The sequence below is a fragment of the Auritidibacter sp. NML130574 genome (assembly GCF_003185725.2).
Lineage (GTDB): Bacteria > Actinomycetota > Actinomycetes > Actinomycetales > Micrococcaceae > Auritidibacter > Auritidibacter ignavus.
The window spans coordinates 1630402-1643617 of the sequence record NZ_CP031746.1; the positions used below are offsets into that span (position 1 = coordinate 1630402).

A 13216-nucleotide genomic window follows, 5' to 3' on the forward strand; every position below is an offset into this window, starting at 1 on the left:
ATCCTCCCTGCGGGCCCGGCCCATTGCCGGACCGCGCCCAGCTCGAAACATGGATGCAAACTGCCATGGCTCTCGCAGAAACAGCCACCCGCGCCGGCGACGTTCCCATCGGAGCCCTCCTCGTCAACCACACCGGCACTGTCATTGGCCAGGGCTACAACCGTCGCGAAGTCTCTGGCGACCCCACCGCTCACGCTGAGATGCTGGCCATCCGCCAGGCCGCCTCGGCTGATTGGCGTCTGGAAAACTCCACGTTGATCGTCACGCTCGAGCCGTGTGCAATGTGCGCTGGGGCAATTGTGGCCGCCCGGATCCCCCGCGTGATCTTTGGCGCCTGGGAACCCAAGACCGGTGCCTGTGGATCAATTTTGGATGTTCTGCGGGAGCCACGATTCAATCACCAGGTCGAAGTCATCGCAGGCATCATGGCCGAGGAATCCGCTACTCTATTGCGCACCTTCTTCCGCGCGCGCCGCTAAGCACATCGACTCAATTGGAGAGTGCGCGCAATGTCAGCTATGCTGTGTGGGTCAAGTTTCCTCCGAGAAACTTCAGGTAGCGTGTCCGAGCGGCCGAAGGTGCGACACTCGAAATGTCGTGTACGGTAACCCCGTACCGAGGGTTCAAATCCCTCCGCTACCGCCGAGTTACGGTCCCACGACATAGTTCTGGCTATGTTGTGGGACTCTTTTATGCACTTTTATGCACCTCGGGGTCCTGGTCGGCTACTGTGTCAGGTTATGACGCTGTTCACCGTGAGTTTTCCACTATTGAGACCACCTGTCTCCAATGCGTCACTATCATTATTCTGATCAATAATGTTCTGCATCACTGACAAACGCACTCACTCTTCACCACAACGACAAGGGGCCGAATTTATGAGCACCAAACCGCTGGTCGAAACCACGGGGATCGAGGTTATCGCCCCCGAGCAACGCACCGCTAAACCCGCCGACCTTTTTAAACCCTGGTTTGCCGCCAATATTTCGGTCTTCGGCATGAGCTACGGCGCCTGGGTTTTGGACTTCGGCATTTCGTTCTGGCAGGCCTTCGTTGTGTCGATCATCGGTATTGTCGTCTCGTTCTTACTCTGTGGCCTGATCGCGATCGCCGGGAAACGTGGCTCTGCCCCCACCATGGTGCTCTCACGGGCAGCCTTCGGCGTCCACGGCCAAAAAGTTCCCGGCCTGATATCCTGGCTGACCTCCATCGGGTGGGAAACGTTCTTGGCCATCTCTGCGGTGCTGGCCACCACTGCGGTGTTCAGCACCATGGGTTGGGGGGATGGCACCGGGATTCAAGTGATCGCGGCTCTTTTTGTCTCCGCTGTGATCGTGGCCGCCTCGGTGGCCGGTTACCACACGATCATGAAGCTCCAGGGATTTTTGACCTGGTTTACCGGCGTGGTCACCATCGTCTACCTCATCCTGGTGATCCCCCAGATCGACTTCGCTGCGGTGTTGTCCACCCCGCCGGGAAGCTTGCAACAGACTATCGGCGCCATGGTGATGGTCATGACCGGATTCGGCCTGGGGTGGATCAATATCGCCGCCGACTGGTCGCGCTATCAGCCCCGTTCCGCCTCTGACGCTGCGATTGTCTTCTGGAATACCCTCGGTGGTGCCGCGGCTCCGATCATCCTGGTCACCATCGGACTGTTACTGGCCGGCTCCGACCCTGTCCTGGTCGATGGAGTCGCCGAAGACCCGGTGGGCACGCTGACACTGCTACTGCCTACCTGGGCGATCATCCCGTTTTGGCTGACTGCACTGCTGGCACTAGTCTCCGGGGCGGTGCTGGGCATCTACTCCTCCGGGCTGACCCTGCTCAGCCTAGGTATTCGAATCCCCCGCCCGGCGGCAGCCGGCATCGATGGGCTGATCCTGACCGTGGGGACCATCTGGGTGGTGTTCTTCGCCGAAGACTTCCTCGGCCCATTCCAGTCCTTCCTGATCACCCTCGGTGTACCCCTGGCTGCCTGGGCCGGCATCCTCATCGCAGATATCCTCACCCGGCGCGTGGACTATCACGAGCCCTCCCTATTCAACCCCCGCGGTCTTTATGGTTCCTGGGACCTGATTTCCCTGGTGACGTTCGTCATCAGCTCGATCATCGGCTGGGGACTGGTGATCAACCAATTCGCCGCCGAGGCGCCGTGGAACAACTGGCAAGGCTATTTCCTGGGGCCTCTGGGCGGAAAAGACGGCGACTGGGCCTACTCCAACCTTGGTGTGATTGTTGCACTGGTGCTCAGCTTCGTCGTCACCTTCCTCGCACGTCGTCCGATCGTTCGCGCCCAAGAAGCTCGCGCTCGTACACTCCAGCAACAAGCCGACCAACACGACGGGGAGCCCCACCCCGATCTCTCGGCGTAGCACTCCCCGAAGGTCGTGAGACTGCACGAGACCCCCCTCACGAGGCCACGCTGGTCTCAATTAGGCCTGGCGACGGTGGCGCATCAGCACCCACCCCAGTCCGATCGACAGCGCTGCCAAACCGAGCGCTCCCAACGTGATTGTCGCACCGCTTGCCGCCAAGGTTCCCTCGCTGTCTTCAGTTGCCTGGGGGTCCTCAGCTGAGGTGTCGCCTTCGGTATCCTGAGCTTGGTCCTCACCGGCATCTTGGCCAGAATCCTCGCCAGATTCCTTGTCAGAGTCGGCCTGGTCGTCGGTGTCAGTGTCGTCACCGTCGGTGTCGTCACCATCGGTGTCGCGACCGGGCTCTTCACTCGGTTCTTCGGTCTGATCCTCGGTCGGTTCATCAGACGACTCACCGTCACCAGGCGCATCAGTCGGGTCCTCAGTTGGCCCCTCCTGAGCAGCTTCAACGGTCAGCGTGAAGGTGATCTCATCAGCGGAGTCACCAGACTCATTCTGAGCCCGGACCGAGACCTCGAAGCTTCCCTCTTCGGTCGGAGTTCCTTCAATCGCGCCGGTCTCAGCGTTGTAGGACACGCCCTCAGGCAAGCCATCAACGGTGATATCCAGTTCAGCATCGGCCGGCTCGACCGAAACGGCGATCGGGTCGATCTCTTCGTTGATGGTCACCGTCTGATCAGCGATCTCGGCGATACTCACCTGCAGGTTTTCTGGTTCCGGCTCAATGACGAACCGCACCGAATGGGTGTCTTCACCAGCTTCGCCGGTGGCCGTCACCGTGGCGGTGAAGGTTCCCGCCTCAGTCGGAGTTCCCGAAATGACGCCGGTTTCACCGTCATAGCTCAGACCACTCGGCAGACCGGAGATCGTGACCGTCTCCGCGTTGTGCGTTACGACCTGAACATCCTCAATGGGCTCGTTGACCGTACCGTGAACGTCGGAGATCGGGTCCACACGCACCGGTGCCTGTGGCTCAGACTCGTCAGCTTCACCCACGCACACCTCGTCGGTCCGTAGCATGGTGCTGCGCGCGCTCAGGGAGATAGGCACGGTGTACTGGTCCGACTCAGGAATGTAATTCCGTGGGATCGAGGTGTCGTAGCTGGGCGCGTCGAAGGAGTCCAAGGTCGGCGAGTAGGTGTTGATCGTGACCTCGCTGTCGTCCACATCGAACTGCAACAGGCGCATGAACCCGGTCCGGCGTTCTCCGTCAACCTCATAGTTCTGGTAGTCGGCCAGCATTTCGAAGCTGGGTGCACCAGGACCGTTGTGGTTCACGTTCCAGGCGGTACCGTGATAGTGACCCGACAGCACCATCACGACGTTCTCGTTGGGCTCGACGACCTCATCGCGAATGTAGAACCCCTCACCCCCCAGGAACCCGTGGAAGCCATACGGCGCGATCCCCGAGATGGAACCGTCATCGTTATTCGAAGCCTGCAGGTAGGCGTGGGTGAACAGTAACCCATCGCGATCGGGGAAGGACTGGAAGATCTCACTGGCCCACTGCCGCATCTCGCGACTGTGACCGTACGGCAGGTGCACGGCAACGAAATCCTGTCCCGCAGCCGAGAACAGGTCGTAGTGCGCCGCGTTGTCGCCTTCGGCCCAGGGGCCACCGTATTCGGCATTCTCCCAAGTCTCCGACAACGCCTCATAACGCTCCGGTCCGAAGAATTCGTTGTACAGCGAGTTATCTTCCCGGCCCCACTTATTATCGTGGTTACCCGGCAAAATACCGTTGGGGACCCCGCCATCATCCAGGATCTGCTGCATCTGCGAGGCAAACCCGAACTCCTTGCGAGCGTGCTCGGCAGAGTGGTTGAGGTTCATGTAGTTTTCGATGATGTCACCGGTGTGACCGGTGTAGGCAATCTTGCGATCCTCGGCGTTGTCCACGATCCACTCGACCTGGTCGCGGTAGGCCTGACCGAAGCGCTGGGCTTCATCAGGATCATCGGAGACGGCCCCCTCAGCGAGGAACTGTGTGTCGGTGATGTGGGCAATGGAAAAATCATAGGTGCTGGGATCGCGGAAGCCGCCCAAAGCCGGTGAGTCGGTGGGGTTCCACTCGGTGGAACCGGTCATGTGTGGGTCCTCGCCGACCACGGCCACGTAGGCCTGTCCCTGGTCGTTGAAGGCCTGGGTGCCTAGCAACGCATTGAGCTCGGTGTTCTCGGGGGCCTGCCCCTGCTCATCGGCGGCCAGCTCCCACTCGCCTGCCTGATGATCCCAGACCATCAGCTGGACTTTCCGGCTGGGGTCCACCACGGCGGTGACGGTGATGATCTGGCCGGCCCGAGCATTGTCGACCTGGTAGATCTGGTACGGCTGTCGCCCCGGGCCCTCAGAGTTGGTATCCAGCGTCTGCTCGTCCAGCTGTGCCACCTCGCTGGGTGCCTGCTCGTAGGACTGTTCGGTGGGGTTGACCAGCTCTTCGTCAAAGGTGCCCGAGGTAACGCTGAACTGCACCTCTTCCTGCTCGTTCTGATCACTCTGCTGGCCTTCATCATTGGACTGCCCTTGGTTGCTCGCCGTAGCCGGTGTCACCGCAACGTTGGTGATAGTGGAGGTTGCCACCAGAGCGCCAGCCGCAGCGGCCGCGCACGTAGCGCGCAATGCCAGGCCGGCAAGTGACAGGGTTCGTGGTTGATCTGCGGGGTGTGGTGATGGTGAAAAGCGCATAGTCCCTAGGGTAAAACCGCCAGTGATACCGGAAGTTAACCCACACCTTAACGTTCTGAGAATTCCTGACCAGCCGAAGACGAACACCCTCTCGGTGACTCTCTCGACAGCTCCGTGCTGTGAGCAACGTCCGACGACACCAGGTTCACCGTCAGGGCACCCGTGTGGCTCGGCTTGCCCCAGCCTGGCCTGTCACAGCTCGGCCCCGGAACCCGCCACAACCGCAGATCCCGGGGCCGAACAGCGCTGTCACGACACATTAGGACAGGTGACGCTCCTGGGGACCGTTGTATTCCGACAGCGGACGGATCAACGAGTTATGGGCACGCTGTTCCATGACGTGGGCGGTCCAACCGGTCAACCGGGCAGCGATGAACAGCGGGGTGAACATCTCGATATCGAAGCCCATCAGGTAGTAGGTAGGCCCCGCCGGGTAGTCCAGGTTGGGTTTGATATCTTTGGCCTCCGACATGGCGGTTTCCAGCCCGTCGTACAGGCCCATCAGCTCTCCACGACCGTAATAGTCGACCATGGCATCCAGGGCTTGTTTCATGGTCGGCACGCGCGAGTCGCCGTTCTTGTACACCCGGTGGCCGAAGCCCATGACCTTCTTCTTGTCGGCCAGGGCCTGTTCCATCCAGCTCTTGGCCCGAGCAGCGGCCTCTTCGCGGGATTCCTCGGTACGGATGCCGATCTCCTCGAAGGTGTGCATCACGGCCTCGTTCGCCCCACCGTGGAGCGATCCCTTCAGAGCCCCGATGGCACCGGTGATCGCTGAGTGCATATCGGCCAGGGTGGAGGTGATCACCCGCGCGGTGAAGGTGGAGGCATTGAAGGAGTGCTCGGCGTAGAGGATCATCGACACTCGGAACGCATCCACGACCTCGGGGGCCGGCTCTTCGCCAAAGGTCATCCACAAGAAGTTCTCGGCATAGTTGAGATCATCGCGGGGCTCGATGATCTCCTGACCACGCCGGCGACGCTGATCGTAGGCCACCACGGCCGGGAACGCCACGAAGATCTCTTGAGCCTTGGCCAACTCGGTCTCCGGGGAGGAGTCTTCCGAACGATCGTCGCGGGCACCCAAGACCGAGATGGCGGTCCTGCCAACATCCATCGGATGGCAGTCGGTGGGCAACAGGTCAATGGCTTCTTTGACCGCTGGGGCCAAGGCCCGATTGGCGCGTTCGAATTCGGTGAACGCAGCCAGTTCTTCCTCGGTGGGAAGCTCGCCCGTCCACAGCAACAGTGCTACTTCTTCAAAGGACTTCTCTGCGGCCAACTCCTGGACCGGGTACCCGCGGTAGAGCAGGGAATTAGTCTCAGCGTTGACCTTGGAGATGGCGGTGTAGTCTGCGACAACTCCGGCCAGTCCTTTCTTGATCTCGGTGTTCTCACTCATGGTTGAGAGTATTCCTTCCACATCTAGTGCCCTCCGCGACCAGGGGTCTAGAGGTTCTCAGCGTTCTGTTCAATGTCCAACCCGGGCACCTGGAAGTTGAAAATTCCGGTGTCGAAGGTGTTGTAGGCCTCGTAGTCCACCAGCTCGTATAGCCTGGCGCGGGTGAGCATCTGGTCCACGGCGGCTTGCTGCGTCCCCGAGGAAGCAATCTCATCCAACACCCGTTCGGCGGCTCCCATGGCTGAGCGTAGCAGTGTGACCGGGTAGATCACCACTGCGATACCAGCATCAGCCAGCTGCTGGCGGGTGAATAGCTCGGACTTACCGAACTCGGTCATATTGGCCAGCACCGGGACATCCACGGCCTGGCAGACCTGCTCGAATTCGCTCAGGTCCTTCATCGCCTCCGGGAAGATCGCATCCGCTCCGGCATCGACCAGTGCCTTGGCCCGATCAATGGCGGTGTTCAGGCCTTCCACGGCCCGAATGTCGGTGCGGGCCATGATCAGGAAGTTCTCATCGATCCGGGCATCAGTCGCAGCAGCAATGCGTTTGATCATGGTCTCGGTGTCGACTACGTTCTTACCATCTAGGTGTCCGCACCGCTTCGGGTTGAACTGGTCCTCGATGTGGGCCCCGGCCAGGCCGTTCAGCTCCAACATTTGCACCGTGCGAGCCACGTTCATCGGCTCGCCAAATCCGGTGTCAGCATCCACGATGGTCGGCAGGTCAGTCATCCGGGCGATCTGCCCGGCGCGGGTAGCCACCTCAGATAGGGTCGTCAGCCCGATATCGGGTAGCCCCAGGTCATTGGCCAGCACCGCACCGGAGACGTAGACGCCATCGAAATTCTTTTCGGCGATCAGCTTGGCGCTGAGCGGGTTGAATGCTCCGGGAAACTGCACGGCAGCCCCTGGTTTGAGAATCTCCCGCAGGTGTTGACGTTTCGCTTCGGGGGCGACGGTGGAGTACAACATAGCGTGTCATCCTCTCCTTACGACATACATCGGTCAGGCACGACCAGATCTAGAACAATCCCCGAGGATCATCGGCCGGATTGATCACACCGGCTGTCGCGCGAATGTTGAGCTGTCCCAGCTCGCCGGCCGGCAGGTTCTCCAGATCCTGGACCACCGACAGGAAGCGCTGGATCTCTTCTTCATCCACCACGCCCTCAGCCAGGGTGCGGAACTTGTTGATGTACTGCTCACGACCGAAGGGACGAGCACCCAGCGGGTGCGCATCGGCCACAGCGATCTCGTCGGTGATCACCGATCCGTCGGTCAGGGTGATGGTCACCGAACCGCCGAAGGCCTTCTCATCCAGATCCAGCGAGTGGTACCGACGGGTCCATTCCGGATCTTCTTCGGTGGTGACTTTGTGCCACAGGGCCACGGTATCCTCGCGACCTGCACGCTCGGGCGCGTAGGAATCGACGTGGTGCCAGGTACCATCCTGCAGAGCGACGGTGAAGATATAGGGCACCGAGTGGTCCAGGGTCTCCCGCGAAGCGGTGGGATCGTACTTCTGCGGGTCGTTGGCTCCGGAACCGATCACGTAGTGGGTGTGGTGCGAGGTGGCGATCTTGATCGATTCAACGTTGGCCGGATCGGCCACCTCGGGGTGCTCGTGGTGCAACTTGCGTGCCAGATCGATCCAGGCCTGGGCCTGGTACTCGGCGGAATGCTCCTTGGTGTAGGTATCCAAAATGGCCAGCTTGGCTTCGCCAGCCTCGGGCAACGGGACGGTGTATTCAGCGTCCGGGCCATCCAGCAACCAAGCGATCACGCCATCCTCGCCTTCGTAGATCGGCACCGGCGAGGTCTGCCCGCGCAGGGCACGGTCCATAGCTTCCACGGCCATCTTGCCGGCAAAGGCCGGTGCGTGCGCCTTCCACGTGGAGATCTCGCCCTTCCGCGACTGGCGGGTCGCGGTGGTGGTGTGCAACGCCTGCCCGATGGCCTGGAAAATGGTCTCCACCTCGGCCTTGAGCACGGTTCCGATACCGGCTGCCGCCGAGGGGCCCAGGTGGGCAACGTGATCGATCTTGTGAGCGTGCAGACTGATCCCCTTGACCAAATCGACCTGGATCTCGTACCCGGTGGCCAGACCGCGGATCAGATCGTGGCCGGAGGCCCCCACGTGTTCGGCGGCGGCCAGAATCGGCGGGATGTTGTCACCGGGATGCGAGTATTCGGCGGCCAGAAACGTGTCGTGGTAGTCCAGCTCGCGCACGGCCACGCCGTTGGCCCAGGCTGCCCATTCTGGGGAGGTTTTTGTGTCCACGCCATAGATCGAGGAACCGGACCCACCGTGGGAAGCCTGATGTGAGGTGGCCTGCGCGCGGGCCGAGACGATCGGAGCGCGGTTCAGTGAGGCAATGGCCACCGCGGCGTTGTCGATGATCCGGTTGATAATCATCTCGCGGACTTCCTCGGTGACCTCGACCTCATCGGCGGCAACGCGAGCGAGCTGATAAGCCAGTTGCTCTTCTCGGGGCAGGTTCTCTTCGGAGCGGTAAACCCGTACTGTGTGGTCTTTCATGATGTTCTGTCACATGTCCTTTCATGATCTGCCGCAATGGCGGCGTTGAATGCGGGGGTCAGGGCGTGGTCAAGAATGTGTTGGAGGGCGTGGTGCAGATGGAGGGTGGTCGCGGCTTGGGCAACATCGGGATCACCGTTGGCCACGGCCCGGGCGATCTCTGCGTGTTCGGAAGCTGAGGCGCGCAACCGGTCCGGATCATCTTGGGCCATCAGTCGCACCCGTTGCAGGTGGATCCGCAGATTTCTCACCGCGGCGGTGATATATGAGTTCTGCCCGGCCTGGTCGAGCCGGTCATCAAGCTGGGACACCAGCTGATAATAGGGTTCGGATTCCAGTGTGTGTCGCCGGGCAGCGTTCTCAAAAGCTTCGGCCAACTCCACGAACGGCTCACGGTGCATCTGATCAGCACTCGCGGCGGCTCGGGCGATCGCTGTTTCGAGCAACCGGCGCAACTCGAACATGTGACGCACTTCCGACAACGAAACATCGGAGACCGTGGTGGCTCGAGTCCCCTGCTGGGTGGCCAAGCCGTCAGCGACCAGCCGGGCAATGGCTTCTCGCACCGGTGTGCGGGATACACCGAGTCGCTCCGAGAGTTCTACTTCAGCCAGTACCTTTCCCGGGGCTAAGGTCCAATGGATGATGTCATCCCGAAGTGTTTCGTAAGCTAGGTCACTTGCTCTCACATCACCCCAGTGTATACACAGTCGTGCTCGAGATCGATACCTCATGGCACTTTTCCCAAACATCAGCCAGCGCCCCACGGTCGATGTATACATCGGGGATCGGGGTGGATGAGGATGTGGACGATGGCCAGATGGCCACTGGATAGTTGGACTGTCTCCCGGGGCATAGCAAACTGCCCAGATAAATGGTCGGCTTCCTGGTTTTCTCGTCCGCGGCAAGGGAGGGGGTGCTTTCCCTCATGGCTGAGTCTTCAAGGTCGTCATGGGTGCCTGGTCGTTATGCGTGAAGGACTCGCCGTCGGTCACCACGAAGGATTCCTGATCGGGCAGGTCCCACACATCCAGCGGCTCGATGGTGGTCTCGTCCTGCTCCATTCACCCTCATATTTGTCAGTGTTAACCCCATCGATTCGAGCTTCGATCCCAGCGACCACATCACCGATCAGCTCCCGGTATAGCCCTGGTCGAACTCCACGGATGCTACGGCCGAGGGATCGGGGATATCTACACTCACCGTGACGGTGACATCACCGCCCCACGAGGAGTCGTTTGTACCTTCAGACCCGTGAAACACAGAGATTCCAGGCAAGGCAGACATCACCACCGGTGGGGGCCCGTATCGAGTGCTCCAGGTCCTCGGCAGCGGTTTGGAGGTATGCTTCGGTTGTGGAAGTGCTCGTCCAGTCATCAAACACCACGCCCCGCTGACCAGCGGTGGCGAGTTCAAACGTGACCGTGTGCTCCCGTCCGCCCTGGGTCAAAACCGCCTCCACAGGAATGTGGTGCATCGTATTTGGGGGTGTGGGAGGGGCCTGAAGTTACCGGTTTCGTGATGGCTTCGCCCGGTCCGTTGGGCGTTGGTGGGCGGGTGAAGAATGCGAGTATGTTTTCTGTTCGGGGTTTGCGTGTTCGTCCGAGTCGTTTGAGCTCCTCCAGTCATCGGCGACTGGATCGTATGGGCCGGAGATGACTTTGTGTAACAGCGTTGTGCCGTCGCCTCTCTCGGGTGCTGTAGGCGGTGACGATGTCCTGGTAGAGCCCCCAGGTCACGTCGACAACGGTGAAGCCTGGGTTAGCCAACAGGTTCATGATTGCTTCCTGTTCCGTTGTTGTGATGGGGGCTTGGGCAGAGGGTGCCTGTCAGCAGGGTCTTATCTGCCCGGTGCAGCGGGCCAGCGGGTTGTCGGGTTGCTGGGTTGTCGGGCGGGCCACGACGGACAGTCGTCTGGTGCTGAATCCCACACCGTGAGGGATCAACCGAGCAGAGGACATACTGGCATTTTTCACCCGCCCACTAACGCCCAACGGGCCGGCCTAAGCCCCCCCCACGAAACCGGAGGCTTCAGACGTCTCCCACACCCTCGAATACGATGAGCCGAACCGGCTCTTCGTAATTGAGGGTGTGGATCAGTGATTCCAGGACACGGCGTGGCGCTGTCCGGATAGACGTCGAGGTCTTCCGATGATGGAAGTTCTTACACAGTCCATCCGAAAGACCTCGACGTGTCCAAGCTTACTTTCTCATCTCCTGATCTCACGACGTTCTGCCGGCTCGACTCCCTTGACCTCACGTGCATTGGCCAGCACATCACCGGGCACAAAGCCATTCTGGAATGCCAGCCCAACACTGCCGATGACTGGTGCCGACGGTGTGGCGGACACGGGATCGTCCGCGACACCGTCGTCCGCCGCCTCGCCCACGAACCCTTCGGCCACCGGCCCACCACGCTTCACATTCGCCTCCGCCGGTACAAATGCGTCGAATGCGGCCGCGTATGGCGTCAGAACACCACTGCTGCGGCGCCACCACGAGCGAAGATCTCGCGAACCGGCCTCGACTGGGCGCTGCGTGCCCTCGTCATCGACCACGACACCGTGTCCGTGATCGCAGGCAAACTCGCCGTGTCCTGGCACACCGCGAACTCCGCGATCCTCGCGCAGGGACATCGACTGCTGATCGACGACCCGGCCCGGTTCGACGGGGTCAGCGTCATTGGTGTCGACGAACACGTCTGGCGGCACACCAGGCGCGGTGACAAGTACGTCACCGTCATCATCGACCTTACTCCCATCAGCCAGAAAGCAGGCCCGGCACGCCTGCTCGACATGGTGCCCGGACGATCGAAACAGGTGTTCAAGCAATGGTTGAAAGCCCGACCGAAAGACTGGCGTGATGGCATCGACGTCGTCGCGATGGACGGATTCTCCGGCTTCAAAACAGCCTCCGTTGAGGAACTGCCCGAGGCTGTCGAAGTCATGGACCCGTTCCACGTCGTCAAACTCGCCGGTGATGCCCTCGACGAGGTACGCCGCCGCATTCAGCAGGAAACCACCGGGCATCGCGGACGAGCAACAGACCCGTTGTATCGAGCGCGCAGGACTCTGCACACCGGTGCTGATCTGCTCACGGCCAAACAGCAGGAGCGGATCGTAGACCTCTTCGCCGACGCCAACTTCACCGCCGTCGAAGTCACCTGGGCCGTCTATCAAGACATTGTGCGCGCTTACCGAACCAACGACGGCAACGAGGGCAAGAAGCTCTTACAAACAGTCATCGACGATCTGACGACGAATCTGCCGACAGGACTGGCCGAACTCAAGCGGTTAGGACGGACTCTGAAGCGTCGAGCTGCTGATATCCTGGCGTTCTTCACCCGACCGGGAACGTCGAACGGGCCTACCGAAGCGATCAATGGCAGGCTCGAACACCTACGGGGCTCAGCACTCGGCTTCCGCAACCTCACGCACTACATCGCGAGATGTCTGCTCGAGTCCGGCGGCTTCAGACCGGTTCTACACTCTCAATTACGATGAGCCGGTGAACCCATCCCCGTGCCACCGGAAATGTGAGGCCAAATTGTTGGGTGCTTTCGTCATTTTTTGAGCCGACGATGAACCGCAGTCCGGCCTCATCGAGCTCTTTGAGGTTGGCTGCTGAGAGCATCCCGGCATCAGCGACAACGACCATGTCAGCGATACCATGGCGGGTCTGGAAACGCTCGATGATCTCCAGCAGCGTCTTCGTTTCTGCTTTGTTGCCCTCAAAGCAACCGATCTCTAGCGGGAACCCGGTCCGATCCACCAGCAGACCAACGACGATCTGAGGGTCCACGCGCCGTTCTTTGGAGTATCCAACTTTGCGTAGTCCGTCTTCGTGCTCGGCTTCGAAATACAGGGTCGTCACGTCGTACATCACCAAGCTGACATCACCGTCGCTGAGACAGTGAGCAAAGCACTTCGACGCGATCATATCCCGGTACTTCTTCTCCTGAGCCCTGGCCAGATGCCGATAGATCGTTGACACGTGCGGGGCCGGCACCCCGAGTTCGGTCAGCACCCGGACCGTATCGCGCTTCGAGGTCGGCTCTACCAGCCTGGCCAGCACCACCTGCTTGAACACCTCATCACCGACCACGTCGAAACCCAGGTTCGTATACGCCGCTTCCAGCGTGGACCACAACACATCCGACACCGCCCCGATCGTGCGCGGCCGACTCACCACCGGCGGACCCTCGACA

Annotated in this window: 10 protein-coding genes and 1 tRNA gene; 4 read left to right on the forward strand and 7 right to left on the reverse strand. The window is 60.7% G+C overall.

Annotation, left to right across the window (positions count from 1 at the left end):
- Positions 1-23: 23 nt before the first annotated feature.
- The 3 genes from tadA (at position 24) to DCC27_RS07445 (ending at position 2375) form a co-directional block, all read left to right on the forward strand.
- Positions 24-479 carry a tRNA adenosine(34) deaminase TadA gene (gene tadA, locus DCC27_RS07435; protein WP_255410768.1) on the forward strand — a complete coding sequence of 152 codons (456 nt, stop codon included), beginning with the start codon at positions 24-26 and terminating at the stop codon, positions 477-479.
- A gap of 75 nt (positions 480-554) precedes the next feature.
- Positions 555-642, forward strand: a tRNA-Ser gene (locus DCC27_RS07440).
- A 236-nt stretch (positions 643-878) separates the two neighbouring features.
- Positions 879-2375 carry a cytosine permease gene (locus tag DCC27_RS07445; RefSeq protein ID WP_110101200.1) on the forward strand — a complete coding sequence of 499 codons (1497 nt, stop codon included), beginning with the start codon at positions 879-881 and terminating at the stop codon, positions 2373-2375.
- A gap of 60 nt (positions 2376-2435) precedes the next feature.
- Here DCC27_RS07445 and DCC27_RS07450 read toward each other — a convergent pair whose 3' ends face one another.
- From DCC27_RS07450 to DCC27_RS12220, 6 genes are all read right to left on the reverse strand, one after another.
- A complete protein-coding gene (locus DCC27_RS07450) occupies positions 2436-5063 on the reverse strand; it encodes a putative Ig domain-containing protein (RefSeq protein WP_110101201.1) in 2628 nt (875 codons plus the stop codon).
- A gap of 259 nt (positions 5064-5322) precedes the next feature.
- Complete coding sequence (locus DCC27_RS07455; protein WP_110110836.1) at positions 5323-6465, reverse strand: bifunctional 2-methylcitrate synthase/citrate synthase; 1143 nt, start codon at positions 6463-6465, stop codon at positions 5323-5325.
- Between the two features lie 47 nt (positions 6466-6512).
- The gene (prpB, locus tag DCC27_RS07460) at positions 6513-7442 is read right to left on the reverse strand and encodes a methylisocitrate lyase (protein WP_110099867.1); all 930 of its coding nucleotides are present in this window, start codon (positions 7440-7442) and stop codon (positions 6513-6515) included.
- A 49-nt stretch (positions 7443-7491) separates the two neighbouring features.
- Positions 7492-9009, reverse strand: coding sequence for an MmgE/PrpD family protein (locus DCC27_RS07465; RefSeq protein WP_110110837.1), 1518 nt, complete (start codon positions 9007-9009; stop codon positions 7492-7494).
- A complete protein-coding gene (locus tag DCC27_RS07470) occupies positions 9006-9698 on the reverse strand; it encodes a GntR family transcriptional regulator (protein ID WP_110101205.1) in 693 nt (230 codons plus the stop codon). The genes DCC27_RS07465 and DCC27_RS07470 overlap by 4 nt, the downstream gene beginning before the upstream one ends.
- A gap of 237 nt (positions 9699-9935) precedes the next feature.
- A complete protein-coding gene (locus DCC27_RS12220) occupies positions 9936-10073 on the reverse strand; it encodes a hypothetical protein (protein WP_158524756.1) in 138 nt (45 codons plus the stop codon).
- Between the two features lie 1128 nt (positions 10074-11201).
- On the opposite strand from DCC27_RS12220, the gene DCC27_RS07480 reads away from it, so the two are divergent.
- Positions 11202-12512, forward strand: a complete 1311-nt coding sequence (locus tag DCC27_RS07480) for an ISL3 family transposase (protein WP_117328640.1) — start codon at positions 11202-11204, stop codon at positions 12510-12512.
- Here DCC27_RS07480 and DCC27_RS07485 read toward each other — a convergent pair.
- Positions 12481-13200, reverse strand: a complete 720-nt coding sequence (locus tag DCC27_RS07485) for an IS1634 family transposase (RefSeq protein ID WP_371682189.1) — start codon at positions 13198-13200, stop codon at positions 12481-12483. The two genes, DCC27_RS07480 and DCC27_RS07485, sit on opposite strands and share 32 nt — an antisense overlap.
- Positions 13201-13216 lie beyond the last annotated feature (16 nt).